The 15,926-nt window shown below is 59.3% G+C and carries 12 protein-coding genes; 8 read left to right on the forward strand and 4 right to left on the reverse strand.

Annotated features, from left to right (window positions below):
• The first annotated feature begins 43 nt into the window (after positions 1–43).
• Together PY311_RS03030 and PY311_RS03035 are read left to right on the forward strand one after the other, a co-directional pair.
• Positions 44–580 carry an RNA polymerase sigma factor gene (locus PY311_RS03030; protein WP_286147203.1) on the forward strand — a complete coding sequence of 179 codons (537 nt, stop codon included), beginning with the start codon at positions 44–46 and terminating at the stop codon, positions 578–580.
• Complete coding sequence (locus PY311_RS03035; RefSeq protein WP_286147204.1) at positions 561–1,685, forward strand: hypothetical protein; 1,125 nt, start codon at positions 561–563, stop codon at positions 1,683–1,685. The genes PY311_RS03030 and PY311_RS03035 overlap by 20 nt, the downstream gene beginning before the upstream one ends.
• A 164-nt stretch (positions 1,686–1,849) precedes the next feature.
• Here PY311_RS03035 and PY311_RS03040 read toward each other — a convergent pair whose 3' ends face one another.
• On the reverse strand, positions 1,850–5,101 hold the full coding sequence (locus PY311_RS03040; protein ID WP_286147205.1) for a coiled-coil domain-containing protein: 3,252 nt from the start codon (positions 5,099–5,101) through the stop codon (positions 1,850–1,852).
• Positions 5,098–7,674, reverse strand: coding sequence for an efflux RND transporter permease subunit (locus tag PY311_RS03045; protein ID WP_286147206.1), 2,577 nt, complete (start codon positions 7,672–7,674; stop codon positions 5,098–5,100). Before PY311_RS03045 ends, PY311_RS03040 begins: the two co-directional genes overlap by 4 nt.
• 229 nt (positions 7,675–7,903) lie before the next feature.
• Between PY311_RS03045 and PY311_RS03050 the strand changes: the two genes are divergently transcribed.
• From PY311_RS03050 to PY311_RS03065, 4 genes are all read left to right on the forward strand, one after another.
• Positions 7,904–8,500, forward strand: a complete 597-nt coding sequence (locus tag PY311_RS03050; RefSeq protein WP_286147207.1) for a TetR/AcrR family transcriptional regulator C-terminal domain-containing protein — start codon at positions 7,904–7,906, stop codon at positions 8,498–8,500.
• A 21-nt stretch (positions 8,501–8,521) separates the two neighbouring features.
• Positions 8,522–9,139 (forward strand): cytidylate kinase-like family protein, encoded by a 618-nt coding sequence (locus PY311_RS03055; protein ID WP_286147208.1) that lies wholly within the window; start codon positions 8,522–8,524, stop codon positions 9,137–9,139.
• A 423-nt stretch (positions 9,140–9,562) separates the two neighbouring features.
• The gene (locus tag PY311_RS03060; RefSeq protein WP_286147209.1) at positions 9,563–10,669 is read left to right on the forward strand and encodes a CdaR family transcriptional regulator; all 1,107 of its coding nucleotides are present in this window, start codon (positions 9,563–9,565) and stop codon (positions 10,667–10,669) included.
• A 120-nt stretch (positions 10,670–10,789) separates the two neighbouring features.
• Entirely contained in the window at positions 10,790–11,743 is a 954-nt protein-coding gene (locus PY311_RS03065) for an aldo/keto reductase (protein ID WP_286147210.1), read from the forward strand.
• Positions 11,744–11,842: 99 nt separating this feature from the next.
• On the opposite strand, the gene PY311_RS03070 is transcribed toward PY311_RS03065, so the two are convergent.
• A complete protein-coding gene (locus PY311_RS03070; RefSeq protein WP_286147211.1) occupies positions 11,843–13,030 on the reverse strand; it encodes a M20 metallopeptidase family protein in 1,188 nt (395 codons plus the stop codon).
• 341 nt (positions 13,031–13,371) lie between these two features.
• Positions 13,372–14,730 carry a D-alanyl-D-alanine carboxypeptidase family protein gene (locus PY311_RS03075; protein ID WP_286147212.1) on the reverse strand — a complete coding sequence of 453 codons (1,359 nt, stop codon included), beginning with the start codon at positions 14,728–14,730 and terminating at the stop codon, positions 13,372–13,374.
• 120 nt (positions 14,731–14,850) lie between these two features.
• On the opposite strand from PY311_RS03075, the gene PY311_RS03080 reads away from it, so the two are divergent.
• Together PY311_RS03080 and PY311_RS03085 are read left to right on the forward strand one after the other, a co-directional pair.
• The gene (locus PY311_RS03080; RefSeq protein ID WP_286147213.1) at positions 14,851–15,228 is read left to right on the forward strand and encodes a ComEA family DNA-binding protein; all 378 of its coding nucleotides are present in this window, start codon (positions 14,851–14,853) and stop codon (positions 15,226–15,228) included.
• Positions 15,225–15,902 (forward strand): response regulator transcription factor, encoded by a 678-nt coding sequence (locus tag PY311_RS03085; RefSeq protein ID WP_286147214.1) that lies wholly within the window; start codon positions 15,225–15,227, stop codon positions 15,900–15,902. Before PY311_RS03080 ends, PY311_RS03085 begins: the two co-directional genes overlap by 4 nt.
• Positions 15,903–15,926 lie beyond the last annotated feature (24 nt).

Consider the following 15,926-nt stretch of genomic DNA (forward strand, 5'->3'; position numbering starts at 1 on the left):
ACACTGCCGGACACGGCTCCGGCGGGAATGGGAGGGATGGACCGTGCTTTCCTTTATCATGCGCTTTGAACGGGACCCGGACAGGGACCGCTTTGCCGCGCTGTATCAGATGAACCACACCCGGATGGAGCGGCTGGCACGGCAGCTTTTAGGCGATCAAAACCGGGCGGAGGACGCGGTCCACGATACCTTCATGAAGCTCATCCGCCACTATGACGAGCTGCGGGACCGCTCGGACGAGCGGCTGGCCTCGTGGCTTCTGGTGGTGGTCAAGACCACGGCGCTGGATATGCTGCGGCGGGACAAATGGGAAAACGCCTGCGAGGAGCTGCCGGAAGGGCAGTCTGTTCCGGCGGACGGCGGGGAGTTCCGGGCGCTGGTGGAGATCATCCGCCGGATGCCGGAGGATTACCGCCGGGTGCTGGAGCTGCGGTTCGTGGCGGAATGGAGCATAAGCGACATCGCCCGGGAGCTGGGGCTGACGGAGAGCGCGGTACGGACCCGAACGTTCCGGGGACGTAAGCTGCTCATTGACACACTGAAAAAGGAGGGGTATCTGGATGAACGAGCAACTGTTTGACGCCATGCTCCGCACCGCCCTGGAGGAGGCGCTGGAGGAGGATTGCCGGGAGGCCCCGGCAGAGCAGAAGCACACCGGACACACCTCCCTGCGGCAGCGCCGCCGGATGCGGCGGATGCTGGCGGACCCATGGGGCTATGAGCGGCGCAGCCGCGCGGCAAAGCAGATGGAGGCGCAGCAGAAAATGCAGGTCAAAACGCCTGTGCGGCACCTGCGCTGGCCGGTGCTGGCGGCGGCAGTTTTGCTGCTGACGGTCTCCGTTACCGGCTACGCGCTTCGGGGCGGCGCGTTCTTCCAGAGCTTTTTTGAAAAGAGCCCCTGGGCGGAGGACTACGCGGGAACGGCGGACACGGAGCAGCTCACAGAGCTGGGCGGCACGGGCATCGGTGCCGTGGCGGAGGACGAGCATCTCCGGCTGGAGCTGCTGGACGCCATTTCCGAAGGGGAAAACGCGCTGGCGGCGGTGCGGGTGACGGTAAAGGATACGGAGCTGTTGGAAAAATACGGCATAGAGCGCCTTGCTTTTTTGAATATCGAGGGCAGCTTTTTCGATTCCGGTTCCAGCAGCGTTTCATGGACATACCCGGTGGACAATCACAGCCTTGACAATAACCAGTATCTTATGATCATCGGCAGCAGCCAGAATGAGGCGGACACGAAGCGGGAGTGCGACATCACGTTCCGGGATTTGGGCCTTGTGGAATATACCGGGGAAAATGAGTCTGTGCGGCAGGAAACGGTGCTGCTTTCCGGGCCGTGGACGCTGCGGATGACGCTGCACTTTGACGGAGGTATCGTCGCGGCGGAAAATCAGACGCTCCGGCTGCCGGAAATGACGCTCACCGTGAAAGAGGTGCGGATCTCCGCCCTGTCTCTGAGCATGAGCATCTGCGGCGGAGAGGAAGCGGATACCGATGCGCTGTTTGACCTGCTGCGGGAGGCGACACTGCGGATGAAGGACGGGAAAACGCTGAAAACCGTGGGCTTTCAGGCCGGCGGCAGCGCGGCTGACTACGAGGTCGGCTATGAATTTGCCCTGCCGGTGGACCGCACGGAGATCGCCGCGATTGAGATCGGCGGACAGGAGCTTTTGCTCCAGCCGTAGAGCCGAGGTGTCTATACACCCCGGCTTGTCGGAGCGGAACGCTGCAGCAGTATGCAAATGAAAAGCAAAACAACGGCATACAGGTGTATAGACACCTGTATGCCGTTGTTATAATTGGAGACCCGCCCGCGCTGTATGGAAAATACGGCACGGGCGGGCTTGCTTTACTTGGGTAACGCTTCTTTATCGTGTTTGGCGGAGCGGGCATTGCGGAGCTTTTTCAGCAGACGGTGCCGGGGCAGGCCCCGCTTTTTGCGGATCCGGATCACCGCCAGCATTAGAGCCAAAAGGTTCAGAACTGCCAGCAAGACCCACAGCAGAGGACTGGCGGTCCGCTCCTGCACACAGAAGGTGACGGTTTCCCGGTCGGAGGTGAACAGCAAATAGCTGCCGTCCACAGTATTGTCCTGCTTTTCCCAGCCGGTTTCCGTCTTGACCCAGAGATCATAGCGCTTGCCGGTGTCCGGCAGACGGTAGTGGACGGTATAGGAAATTTCCAGCAGGTCGGGGTCCTCCACGGTTACAGTCACGGCCTCGCCGGAGCGGGTGACGTTTTTCTCGTCCGTCCAGGTCACCGGCTCCGTGGTGTGGGAGACTGTTGCGTTGGAGCTGAAGCTGCCATCCACCAAAAGCTGGGGCAGACCATCGGCGGAGTCCGTTAGCGCGGAGGTATAGGGCGTGTAAATGGCGTCCAGCGTCTGGCTGGCGGTAAGGCAGGTGTAGTCAATGTCCGGCCATGCGGCGGAGCAGCCCTTTTTCGCCGGGATGTCCGGCAGACGGTCAAGAGCCCGGCCATACTGGAAGGGCACAACCTCTACGATCTGCCCGTCGGCGCGGAACGTCAGCTCTAACTGTGTGAAGGCCTTGGGAACGTTTTCGTCGGCGCAGAGGGTATCAAAGTCCACCGGCTCTGCCAATCCCGCGTAGCTGATACCGTCAATGCCGCCGGGAATCTCTCCGGCAAAGCGGTTGCCGGAAACCGTAGCGTCATCGGAAACGTCACCGGCGATGGCGCCAACATAGGCGTCGGCGGTGAGGGTGGTCAGGGCGCGGCAGTCCGTCAGCGTTTCGGCGTAGCCGGCGATGCCGCCCACGTAGTCTGCGGCGGAAACGCTGCACTTGGCCCAACTGTTGTCCACGCTGCCGTAGGAGCTGCCGGTGATGCCGCCGGCATAGCTTCCGTCTGTACTGATGGCAGCGTAGCTTTCACAGGCGGTGACGCGGCCCAGCTCCGCAAGGCCCACAATGCCGCCGCTGTAGTCATCCTTGCCGGCAACAGCACCGTTGTTCACGCAGCCGGAGACCAGCGCACGGGCCTGATAGCGGAAATTTAGAGAGGAATCGCCCACCTTGGTGACATCATCCTCTACGCTGAAATCCAGCTCCAGACCGATGGAGCCGAGGATGCCGCCGATATTGGTATTGCCGGTGACCGTACCGCTGTTTTCGGAGCCGGAGACCCGGCCGTCATGCTGTTTTTCAAGGTCACAGGTGTCGGAGAGGTCCTGAAAGCGGTCCTTGATCTGATCCTCAAGGCTCTTGTCCCGGTCCGCCTCCCAGTCGGACTTTTCACTGCGGATCAGGTTGGTGATGGAGCGGAACTGGCTGTTGACCGCCTTCAGATCGCCGATGAGGGTATCGGCGGAATCATCAAGAAGGCGGTTCAAAGCGTCCCCGCTGTCCAGCAGAGCGTCCATGGCGTCATTCAGGGCGTCACCCTTGTCGGTGATCTCCGGGCCGATGGGGTCGATCTTGATGTCCGGCTTTTCGGAAAGCTCGTGGATCATGTCGTTCAGGCCCACGGCCACGTCCGTCAACCTGTCATTAACCCGAGTTGCAGCCTTGTTTACGAATTCCAACTGGTTCAATGCGTTCTTTACGGCACTGCTGAAGGACATCAGAGTGCCAAGTGCCTTACCGATGGAGACAAGGGCATTTGTCAGCGGCCCAATGGCACCGCCGAGGCCATCCAGAGAAGCCGCCAATTCCACCAGCGCGGCGGAAATTTCATCTGGGTCGCCGCGGTTGATGGCACTGATAACGTCTTTCATAGCACTGGTGATGCCGGGGAGGGCACCGGCGATGGCGTCAGCGGCCTCCTTCAGGTCGCTCAGCGCGTTCTGAAAATCATCGGCTGCTGCGTCACCGACGCCGGAGGCACTTAACAAGCTCTTGCGTACTTTTTCCAGTTCGCTGATCAGCGTATCCAGTTCCTTTGTCAACCCCACGGCGTCATCCATGATGTCATCTAACTGGTCCAGCGACCACGAGATTCGGGCGGAGAGCTCATTGATCTGGTCGATATTGCCGTTGGCCCAGTCCGTCATGGCGTCCGTCAGGTCCTTGGCGATGTCCTTGACCGTCCGGGTCTTGGCGGAGAGGTCATTCATCTGGTGATGGACGGAATCGGAAATGCTGTCGGCATGGTTGGCGGTGCGGTCCATGATGTCCTGAAGGGAGTCCAACTGGGTCAGCAGCTTATCGAGGAAATCCTGACTGAAGGTCTTCAGCACCTCCGGCTCCAACTGGCCCACGATGCCGCCCACGTCCTTCCGGCCCGCCACGGCGCCGGTGTTGGTGCAGCCATCCAGCCAGCCGCTGCTGCGGCCCGCCACGCCGCCGATGTTGTAGCCGATCTGGTCATAGCCCACGGTGCCGGTGTTGACGCAGCTCTGCACCGTACCGTCGGACAGGCCCACCACGCCGCCGATGTCCGTATAGGCGGGAATATTATCCATGGAGTTGAGCTGGGCGAGGCCGGTGTAATCCGTTTTGGGGTTATCCTCAAGATCCTTGGTGTTGATGCTGCCGCTGTTTTCACAGCGGGTCATCGTGCCGTGATTTTCGCCCACCACGCCGCCGGCGGAGTGTTTGCCGGTGACGCTGCCGGAGAAGCGGCTGCTTACCAGCTCACCGCCGGTTTCGTTGGTGCCGATGAGGCCGCCGATGCGGTTATCTCCGATAATGGTGCCGAGGCCCGCGCAGTTCAGGACGCGCCCGGCATTGCTGCCGGCCAGCAGGCCCAGATCATTCTGCCGGTCGCTGGGGTGGATGGTGCCCGCCACGGTGAGGTCCTGCACGGTGGCGCCGCTTTGGATATAGCGGAACAGACCCCGCACATTGCCGCTGCCGCCCAGCTTCAGGCCGGAAATTTTGTGGCCGTTGCCCTGAAACGTCCCGCCGAAGGTGGGGATGGGGGTAAAGTCCGTCCTCTGAAGGTCCAGATCATTTCCCAAAATCACGGTCTTGCCCCGAGACCACGTATCCAGCGTGCAGTTGCGGGAGAGGTCCATCAGGTCCTCCACGGTTTTAATGGTGATCGTATTTTCCGCCGCCAAAATACCGGGAACGGCCAGTGTGCACATCAGCACGGCGGCCATCAGGAGGGCGGTCAGCTTTTTCATGCAGGTTTTCATTGTGCGTCCCCTCCTTCCTCATGGGTATCCGGTGTAACGGCTGTCTCCGGCGGCTCCTGCGGCGAATCGCCGGAGGCCGCGCCCTCCGGTAATTTATCAAAGCTGCCGGAGGACATGATAGCGGAAATGTCGCCCTTGACAACGCCGTGAATCTCGGCGTCCACAAAGCCGGAGATGCGGCCGCGGACGCGGCCGTTGACAAACGTGGTGCCGCTGAGCCGCTGGGACACGATAGGCGCGGAGGGCAGGCTGACCTTGAAGCTGGTCTTTTCCACGATCTTATCGCCCAGCACCAAAATCTGCGGCAGCACGAACATGACAAGGAACATGGAGATGATCGTGCCCCGGCTGAGGCACTGGCCGATGCCGACAATGGAGGGCTCCGAGGTGATCTGCCCGATGAGGAAGCCCGCGGCAGAGAGGATGGAGCCGGAGGTCAGCACTGTGGGGAACGAGAGGTCCAGCGCCTTGATGAGAGCTTCACGGGGCGTCATCTGGCGCTTGAGGTCGGAGTACCATGTGGAAATAACGATAGCATAGTCGATATTGGCGCCCATCTGAATAGAGGTAACAATGAGGTAGCTCATGAAGAAGATGTTGGTGTGCATCACCGTGGGGAAGGTGAAGTTGATCCAGATACTGCCCTGAATGACCAAAATCAGCAAAATGGGCAGGCCCACGGACATAAAGGTGAACACCAGCACCAAAATGACGAACACCACGGACAGGACACTAATCATCAGGTTATCCCGGGCGAAGGACACGGACTGGTCATAGTCGCTGGTGGAGTTGCCGACAAGATATACATTGTCCTCGCCGTAGTAGGGATCCACGATGCTGTGGAGCGTTTTCAGGAAGGCGAAGGTCTCGTCTCCCTCCTCCGGGAGATTCAGGTTCAGCACCATGCGGGTATAATTGGGGCCGAGCATCTGAGCCTGCGCGTCGGTGATCTGCTGATAGGCGTCATCGATGTCCTTTTCATCATCGTCATCCAGCGTCACATAGCCCTTTTCCTTTTCGTCATAGATAAAGAGAATCATATCCATGGCGGGGACGGTGTAGCTGTCGATACCGCCGACGATGGGGCCGTAGTTATCCTCGTGGTCGGCAGTGTAGGCGGCGTAGAGGATACAGGCCTCCTCGTAGGAAAGGCCCATCATCTCGGAGAACTGCCGGGGCGTCAGCTGGTCGGTGAGGCAGTAGCCGGGCTTGGCCTCCACATTTGAAAGGCCCATGGCGTAGTCCACCTCGTCCAGTGCGGAGAGCTTCTGCAAAATGATTTTTTCACTGGCGGTGTCGCCCTTGGGGACCACGATGGCCATGATGTTCTGAGTGCCGAAGGTGTTTTCCACCCGGTCTGTAGCCGCCTGATGCTCATTGCGGCGAACAGTCATGACCGCATTGTCGCCGTACACATATGGACACTGGTTGGAGAGCACGAAGCCGCCGATGACGCAGACAATGAACACCGGCACGCCGACATGGCGCAGGGCGTAGACGAGCTTGCCCCAGCGGTCGATCTGAGGAATGAAATTCTTATGCCGTGTCCGCTCCATAGCCTTAGAGAACAGCATGAGCAGGCCCGGCATCAGCGTGAACACCGACAACATACTCAGCAAAATGGCCTTAATGAGCACCAGACCCAAATCAAAGCCGATGCGGAACTGCATGAACATCATGGCGGCAAGGCCGGAAATGGTGGTCAGGCTGCTGGCGGAGATAGAGGGAATGGCTGCGCTGACGGCGATGATGCAGGCCGTCCGGTCATCCGGCGCGTGCTCCCGTTCCTCTAAGAAGCGGTGGAGCAGGATGATGGAGTAGTCAATAGCCAGCGCCAACTGCAAAACCACCGTCACGGAATCGGATACGAAGGAAATTTCGCCGAAGATGAAGTTTGTGCCCTTGTTCAGCAGGGCTGCCGCCACGAAGGTGATGAGCAGCACCGGCACCTCGGCGTAGGAGCGGGAGGTCAGCAGCAGCACGGCAACGATGACGATGGCCGCCACCACAAGGATGATGCCCATTTCCTGATTCAGCGTATCGGACTTGGAATAGCCCACCTCCGTTGCGATATGGGTGTCATAGGGCTCTAAAAACGCCTCAAGGCGGGCAAGGGCGTCCTTGGAGGTCTGGTCATCATTCTCGCCACGGAAGGTGACGGTGATGAGGGCGTCCGTCCCCTGTATGTAATCGTCAATGGTTTTGTTGGCGGCAGAGGGGAGGGTGGTATCGTCCGGGCTTTTGTCGGCGTCCCAGAAGTCAACGGCGGAAACGCCCTCGATGTCCTCAATCTGGTCGGCCAGATCGCGGGCGATGTCATACGTGACGTTGGCCACCAGCACCCGGGCGGTGGCGTAGGTCTTCATCTCCTCGTCCATCAGCGTCAGGCCCCGGCGGGTCTCCGTGGTTTCCGGCAGATACTCCGTCAGGTCATTGCACACGCTGACCCAGCTTTGGGTGATGAGACTGGCAAAGATGGCAATGGCATAGAGAAAGAAGATGAGGTTTCGTTTATCGACGATAAATGTGGCTAATTTTTCAAAAAAACTACTTTTTTTCGGCTGGTCGCTCATGGAATGCCCCTTTCAGCGGCGGAACCCGCTCCGCCGCAAAAATACCAATATAAAATCAATATTACTATATCCGCAAATCCGTCCAAGAGCAACAGTCAAATTTGGTCATTTGTCAGAATTATGACAGCGGCCCGGTTTTTTGACGAAATATAAACAAACCGCCGGAAATGAACAGTGACAGCCTGTAAAAACTATGCTATACTCTTTAAAAATATGGGGGGATGGCGTTATGGGCAGACGGTACAAGGCGTTCGAGGTCACCCGGCAGGCCATCTGCGGAGCTTTGAAGCAGCTCATGGCGCAAAAGCCGCTGGAGCGGATTACCGTGGCGGAGATCATGGACTCCTGCGGGATGCGGCGGCAGCACTTCTATTATTACTTTACGGATATTTACGATCTGCTCCGCTGGGCCTTTGAGAATGAGGCGCTGGAGCTGGCGCGCTGCCAGGTGGACAGACAGGGCTGGCAAGAGGGCTTTTTGCGGCTGTTCCGCTATATTGCCGAAAACCGGGACATCTGCCTGTGCGCGCTGGATTCGCTGGGGCGCGAATATCTGAAGGGAATTTTTGGGGCGGACATCAAGAGCATCGTCCGCAGCGCTGTCAGGCAGATGGCGCTGGAAAACGGCTTTCCCGAGGATGCGGAGCGGGAGGAGCTGACAACCCGCTTTCTCACCATTGCCGCCGGCGGTGTGCTGGAGGGCTGGCTGCGGGGCGAGCTGACGCAGACGCCGGAGGAACTGACCCGACAGGTCGATGAAATCGTACAGGATTATATTCGCGGCGTGGCCCTTCGCTTGAAGGAGCCGGCCACAACACGGAGATAGAAATTAGGAGGGGTATTTTCTATGGGAAATCATGTCATTGCGCTGGGCCGACAGTTCGGCAGCGGCGGACGGGAGATCGGACGGAAGCTGGGCGAGGCGCTGGGCTTTGCCTATTATGACCGGGAGCTGCTGACGCTGGCGGCAAAGCGGGCGGAGGTCCGAGAGGAGCTGCTTGCCGATAAGGACGAAAAGGCGGCGAATCCGTGGCTGTTCAAGGGCTTTTATGAGGGCGGTCCCAAGGTAAAGCAGGGCCAGTCCGCCGAGGACGTTTTGTACGATATGCAAAGCGAGATCATTTTGGAGCTGGCGGAGAAGGGGGACTGCATCATTGTGGGCCGCTGCGCGGATCATGTGCTGGAGAGCAAACACGTGGACTGCCTGAGCCTCTTTATCTGCGCGCCGTTTGATTGGCGTGTCCATCACCGCATGGAGATCGAAAATGTGGACGAAAAGACCGCCGCGGCGCTGGTGGAAAAAACGGACAAGCAGCGGGAGAAATACTACACCCACTATACCGCCCGCCCGTGGGGCCTGCCGGAAAATTATGACCTTTGCATCAACAGCGCCCGCCTCGGCATTGACCGCACCGCGTCCCTGCTGGCGCAGCACTGCCGGGAGCTTTTCAATGACCTGCCCTGAGTGGGTAGGATATGTGATTTTAAATGGAAACCGGCCTGACGAAAGTCAGGCCGGTGAGACTGTCGATAAAGTGGTAAATCCTCCGCAGCGGTAAGGAAGGGTGTGCGCAGGAAACCCAAGAAGGGATACACCGTCGGCTCAGACCAAACAGCGGATACTGCGTATCCGCTGTTTGGGAGCCTTCCTCGAAACAAGCTCGCTTGATCCGCCACCGGCGGCGCTTCGCCTATTTCCCTGCGCCATTGAAATCCTTAGTTTTCAGAACTTTTATGAAGTTCTGAAAACTTGTTCAGCGGGGAGAAAAGACTTTTTCGACACGCTGACCGGCCTGACGAAAGTCAGGCCGGTTTTTTCACGGAACGCTTGCCGTAGGGGACAAAGCGTGCTATAAAAAGGGTAAAAGAGAAATAAGGGAGGGCGGCCATGCACATTACCCAGAAAAGCGCGCAGAACATCGTCAATGAGATGAAGGCGTCCATCCACCGGGACATCAACATCATGGATGAAAACGGCGTGATTCTTGCCAGCACGGACCCCGCCCGCCGGGGTAAGCTGCATCAGGGAGCGCTTGCCATCATCCGGGAGGGGCTGGACTGTCTGACCGTCCGGCAGGACGAGCCGGAGCGTGGAATTCAAAGGGGCGTCAATCTGCCTGTGACCCTCCGGGGACAGCTTGAAGGTGTCATCGGCATCACCGGGGAGCCGGAGGAGGTGGCCGTATTCGGCGAGATCATCCGCCACATGACGGAGATCATGCTGGAGGCGGCCTATCAGCAGGAGGAGCTGGAGCTTTTACAGCGGAGCCGGAGCCTGTTTGTGGAAAACTGGCTGTTTGACGCGCAGCCGGACTGGACGGAGCTGCAGGTGCGGGGGCGGCTGCTGGGGATCGACATCAGCCAGCCCTACACCGTGGCCGTTTTGAATACCGGCGGCGACGAGGAGGACACCTTGAGCTTGGATCGGGTCATGAAGCGCGTGCAGACAGGACTTGCGGAAAACGGCGGGGGCTTCTGCGCCGTGCTGCGGGGACGGGTGATTTTACTGCTGTCCCGGACGGAGCGGAGCGAGGCCGCCCGGCGGGTGAGAGAGCTCTGCCGCATGGCGGAGACGGTGTGCGGTGGCCATGTCAGCGCTGGTATCAGCAGTCGGAGCGAGGCACCGGAGACTCTCCGCCGCTGCTACCGGGAGGCCGTGGCGGCGGCAGCGGCGGCGGAGCAGCCCAAGCGCGGCCGGGTGGTATTTTACGATGAGGCGTCGCTGGAATTTCTGGCGGATTGCATCCCGTCGGCGGTGCGCCGTGCTGCGCGGGCGCGTATTTTTGCCCGCTGCACGCCGCAGGAGGCGGAGGAGCTGGCCCAGACGGTTGCGCTGTATTTTGCGGAGGACGGAGATGTGCGCCGCTGTGCGGAGAAGCTGTTTGTCCACCGCAATACGTTTCAGTACCGCATGGATACAGTGAAGAGGAAAACGGGGCTGGACCTGCGCCGCCCCCGGGACGCGGCGCTTCTCTATCTGGTGCTGCGGCAGTAACGCGCGGCGCGGCTTGACAAGGCTTCGGCCCGCATGCTATATTTGGAAGCGAACCGGCTGTGCCGCTTTTGCGGCCGGGCGGCGGCATTAAAAATCGCGTTGAACTCTGGAGGAAGCACTATGCGTTATAAAGCATTTGGAAGCACGGGCCTGCAGGTTTCCGAAATGGCCCTCGGTACATGGGGGATGGGCGGCTCCGGCTGGGATGACTATTCCGAGGATACCCGGCTGGACGCTATCCGGGCCGCCGTGGAATGCGGCGTGAATTTCATCGACACGGCGCCGGCCTACAATAACGGCGTGGCGGAGCGCTTTGTGGGGAAGGCCGTTAAGGAGATGGGCGTCCGGGACAAGGTGATCATCGCCACGAAATGCGGCAACGATTTTATCAACGGCGCGTATGTCCGCAACGGCAGCCGGGACAATATCCTGCGGGAGTGCGAGGAATCCCTGCGGAACCTTCAGACTGACCATATCGACCTGTATCTGATCCACTGGCCGGATGTCAAGGTGCCGTTTCAGGAGACCATGGAGGCGCTGACGCTGCTGAAGGAGCAGGGCAAGGTCCTGCACGTGGGCGTGTCCAACTTCTCTGTGGAGCAGATGGAGGAGGCAGGCAAATACTGCCCCATTGAGGCGTACCAGCCCCAGTATTCCATGGTCTGCCGCAGCAATGAGGCGCAGATCAAATGGGCGGCGGAGCAGGGAATGGGCGTCATGGCCTACGGCTCTCTTGGCGCGGGCATCCTGACCGGCGCCTACCGGACGCTGACGAATTTCCCCGCCAGCGATAACCGCAGCCGTTTTTATAAGCATTTTCAGGAGCCGATGTTTTCCAAGGTCATGAAGCTGCTGGGCGTCATGGATGAGATCGCGGCGCAGCGGCAGGTGCCCCTGTCCCAGATCGCTATCAATTGGGCGGCCCAGAAGCCCTTCATTTCCTCCTGCATCGTGGGCGCGCAGACCCGCAAAAAGATCGAGGAAAACTGCGCCTGCTTTGACTGGTCCCTGACGGAGACGGAAATGCGGACGCTGGACGAGGCCATCCACCGCTATCTGGACGCGGCAGACTGATAAAACTGCGTAAAATAAAAGAAAATATAAACATGAAACCGGCCCCGGAGGATCATCCTCCGGGGCCGGTTTTGCGTGTTTGATTTTGTTTGCCGCGGCTCAGTTTTTCAGTGCGAACACCAGCTCGGAGCAGGCACCGAGGACCATGGCGTGCTCGTCAAGGTCGAATTTGCCGTTATGGTGGGGGGCGCCGCTGCCCAGCGTTTCGTTCTTGATACCCAACAGACCCAGCGCGCCGGGGCACTTTTCCATGTACCGGCTGAAGGTCTCGGAGGCGTACCAGCGGCCGCAGCCCTGATCCAGAACATCGGCGCCGCACATCTCAGCAAGACCGTCGCTGACCCGGGCGGCCACGGCGGGATCGTTGATGACCGGCTCCAGAATGACCTTGGTGGTGGGTTCATAGGTCACAGTGCAGCGGTGGATGGAGGCAGTGGCCTCGGCACTCTTTTTGATAAGGTCAAGGACCTGCGGACCGGCCTCCTTGTCGAAATAGCGGGCGCTGCCGGAGAGGAACGCCGTTTCGGGGATGATGTTCCAGGTGTCGCCGGCGCGGAAGGTGCACAGGCCCAGCGTGGCGATGGACTCGGCGTTGAGCTGGTTGCGCAGAGCGGAATCCAGCTCGCCGACCATGTGCGCGGCGGGAACGATGGGATTGATGGACAGGTCCGGACGGGAGCCGTGACCGGCACGACCGTGGAACGTCATGTCAAAGCGCACGGCACCGGCCATCCGGGGACCGGCCACCATGCTGATCTTGCCGACCTCCAACGCATTATATACGTGCAGGGCAAAGCACTCGTCCACGGTGTACTTCTCCAGCGCCTTCATCATGGTAGCGATGCCGCCGTTGGACTCCTCGCCCTCCTCAAAGCAGCAGTACACGGTGCCCTCCAGCTCGTCCTTGACCTGTGCCAGCACACGGGCGGTACCCAGCATCATGGCCATGTGGGCGTCATGGCCGCAGGCGTGGCAGGCACCGTCATTTTCGGAGACACAGACCTTGGCACCGGATAGATTTTCCTTTTCCTCCTGAAGAGGCAGTGCGTCAATATCACAGCGCAGCAGGCGGTGCTTACCGGGCTTGCCGCCCTGAATGGTGGCGATGATACCGGTGCCCTCCAGCAGCTCATAGGGGATGTTCAGGCTGTCCAGCTCACGCTGAAGGACCTTGCGCGTTCCAAATTCATGATCGGAGACCTCGGCATGGGTGTGGAAATAGCGGCGCATCTCCACCATGTAATCCTGCTGGGCTTCTGCCAGCTTCTTGATTTTCTTAAAATCCATAGTGCTCCAACTCCTTCTTGAATGATTGCCTCTCATTATATACTATTTTCCGCAGTTTGCAAGGAAAATGAAAAAAACAGGCGGAGCCGGAAAACGGCTCCGCCTATGGCTGTCGAAAAAGTGGTAAAGCCACTTTTTCGAGAAGGCTTCACTGCGCTCTGTGCCTCGGTTGTCCACTTACAGCGAACAATTCGACACTCGCTCCGTGCAAGGTGTATTCTGCCACGCACAGGTCGCGGCAGAATACGGATTTCACAGCTTTCACATCTGCGGATGTGAAACTCTGCGAGGCTTTTGATAATTTGATAAACTGAAGTAGTTTATGCAGCGCTGTGGACAACTTACCGGCGGCGTCTGCCGCGGTAGCCGCTGCTGTAGCCCCGGGCGCTGCGGCCGTAGCGCCGCCTGCGGGAAAGCCCCGTAAGCCGCAGCAAAAGCAGTACTACGAGGAGCACGGCCAATACAATGGCAATGATTTTTACGGCGGGCTTTTGGAAAAAGAGCACGGTATTATGTCGGAAGGTCATGAAGCGGTCCGCCTCTACGGCGCTGCTGGCTAAAAGGTCCACCGTGGCATAGGAAATGTCGCCTTTCTTCAATTCCAGCGTACCCAGCTTCTGCCCGGCGGTGATGGGAGCCTCCAGCTCCTTCGGCAGCGTCACCACCCGCTCCAGCTCTGCCGGGTCAAGGTCCTTGGGAAATAAGACCTCTACATCCGCCGCCGGGTGGACGGTGACGTAATCCGTTTTGGAAAGAGAGACCGGGACCTCCTGAATGATCTCCGTATTCTTTAAAATGGTGCGGTAGGAGAAGCTGCCGAAGCCGTAGTCGAACAGGCGGGAGGTCTCGGAGAAGTTCAGGAGATTTCCCACGCCGTTTTCCTCAATGCGCTCCGCTCCCATGACCACGCTGACATAGTGCAGCTCTCCCTGCTGAGCGGAGGAGATGAGACAGTGTCCGGCGGCGTCCGTGGAGCCGGTTTTGATGCCGTGGGCCCGCTTATCCCGGTAGCCGATGACCCGCCAGTTGGACAGGAGGTTGTTGGTGGTATAGAGCGTCCGCTCCGGGCTTAGATTGGTGGCGGGAATGGTGGCGCTGGCACTGTCGCAAATCTCCATGAACTCCGGGTATTCCATAGCTGCCTTGGTGATGAGATACAGGTCCCACGCGGAGGTGTAGTGGTCCGGGTCATGGATGCCGCTGGGGTTGACGAAATGGGTATCCTCACAGCCCAGTGCCTCCGCCTTGGCGTTCATGGCGTCCACAAAGGCGGAAATGGAGCCGCTGTGCCATTCTGCAAGGATATTGCAGGCTTCGTTGGCGGAGACGATGAGCATACACTGAAGAAGCTGCTTTACCGTCAGCACCTCGCCGGCCTTGATGCCGGCGGTGCTTCCGTCGGCAGCGTAGTAGGGGGAGGCAAAGGCACTTTCCGGGGCGGTGACCTCCTGCGTCAGCAGCGCGTCATTGCCGCTGGCCTTTTCCAGAATCAGCAGGGCGGTCATGACCTTAGTGAGACTTGCGGGGTAATTCTGCTCATGGATGTTTTGGGCATAGGCTACGGCGTCTGTGTTCACATCCACCAGCAGCGCCGCCTTGGCACGGATGTCCGGCGCGTCCGCCGCCTGCGCGGGAATGGCCAGCAGAACGGAAAGACAGACGCAGAGCAAAAAAACAGACAAAAGGCGTTTGATTTTCATATCTTTCTCCTATGATGTATGATATACTGAAAGTAAGAAAGGCGGCGGCCGCCGGGGGCGGCACCGTTCGACAAATTCCGATTTGCTTCAGTATAGCAAAAAAAACGGAGGAGTTCAACCATGCGCGCAAAGTTAAGGGCTGTCAAAACGGAATTGATTCTTCTAATCATGACAGCGGTATTCCTTTTCGGCCTGACGGGCCTTGCCCGGCGGGACCGCATGGCGGCGGACACGGCGGCGGTCAGCGCCGTTACGGAGGAAAATCTGCCGCCGGAGCAGGTGGAGCTGACGCTGGTGGACATCAACACCGCCGGTGTAGAGGAGCTTTCCACGCTGCCGGGAATCGGCGAGGGGCTTGCGGGGCGGATCGTCCGCTACCGGGAGGCCAACGGCGCGTTTGAAAGCGTGGAGGCGCTGACGGAGGTATCCGGCATCGGGGAGAAAAAGCTGGAGGAGCTGCGGGACTATATCACAGTGAACGAAGGAGCACAGCCTTGAAAATTTTAGTGGTAGACGATGAAAAAACCCTGGTCAAGGGCATGAAGTTTAATCTGGAAAACGAGGGGTACGAGGTGGAGTGCGCCTATGACGGTGCATCGGCGCTGGAGCTGGCCCGGGAGGGGCGGTTCGACCTGATATTGCTGGATGTGATGATGCCGGAGATGGACGGGCTGGAGGCCTGCATGAAAATACGGGAATTTTCCAACGTTCCCATTATCATGCTCACCGCCAAGAGTGAGGACGCCGACAAGCTTATGGGCTTTGAGTGCGGGGCGGACGATTATCTCACGAAGCCCTTCAACATTCTGGAGCTGAAGGCCCGGGTGCGGGCGCTGCTGCGCCGGGCCGCCGGTGTGCAGCGCAGTCAGGGCGGGCTTTTGACGGTGGGGAAGCTCACGCTGGACACGCAGGAGCGTGTCGCCATCCGGGACGGACAGCCGGTGGACCTCACCGCCAAGGAGTATGACCTCATTGAGCTGCTGATGCGAAATCCCCGGCGGGTGTACAGCCGGGAGAATCTGATGAACGTGGTGTGGGGCTATACCTACGCCGGAGATTACCGCACTGTGGATGTGCACATCCGCCGCCTGCGGGAAAAGCTGGAGGAAAATCCGGCGGAGCCGGAGCACATTATGACCAAGTGGGGAGTGGGCTACTATTTCAAAGGATAAGCACAGGGCCTTTTGGGGCAGTCT

This window comes from Neopoerus faecalis (assembly GCF_029218125.1).
GTDB classification, from domain to species: Bacteria; Bacillota; Clostridia; order Oscillospirales; family Oscillospiraceae; genus Oscillibacter; species Oscillibacter faecalis_A.

Coding starts and splice junctions, on each gene's coding strand:
- PY311_RS03035 (WP_286147204.1), top strand. CDS start 561: ATGAACGAGCAACTGTTTGACGCCATGCTCCGCACCGCCCTGGAGGAG.
- PY311_RS03040 (WP_286147205.1), bottom strand. CDS start 5,101: ATGAAAACCTGCATGAAAAAGCTGACCGCCCTCCTGATGGCCGCCGTG.
- PY311_RS03045 (WP_286147206.1), bottom strand. CDS start 7,674: ATGAGCGACCAGCCGAAAAAAAGTAGTTTTTTTGAAAAATTAGCCACA.
- PY311_RS03050 (WP_286147207.1), top strand. CDS start 7,904: ATGGGCAGACGGTACAAGGCGTTCGAGGTCACCCGGCAGGCCATCTGC.
- PY311_RS03055 (WP_286147208.1), top strand. CDS start 8,522: ATGGGAAATCATGTCATTGCGCTGGGCCGACAGTTCGGCAGCGGCGGA.
- PY311_RS03060 (WP_286147209.1), top strand. CDS start 9,563: ATGCACATTACCCAGAAAAGCGCGCAGAACATCGTCAATGAGATGAAG.
- PY311_RS03065 (WP_286147210.1), top strand. CDS start 10,790: ATGCGTTATAAAGCATTTGGAAGCACGGGCCTGCAGGTTTCCGAAATG.
- PY311_RS03070 (WP_286147211.1), bottom strand. CDS start 13,030: ATGGATTTTAAGAAAATCAAGAAGCTGGCAGAAGCCCAGCAGGATTAC.
- PY311_RS03075 (WP_286147212.1), bottom strand. CDS start 14,730: ATGAAAATCAAACGCCTTTTGTCTGTTTTTTTGCTCTGCGTCTGTCTT.
- PY311_RS03080 (WP_286147213.1), top strand. CDS start 14,851: ATGCGCGCAAAGTTAAGGGCTGTCAAAACGGAATTGATTCTTCTAATC.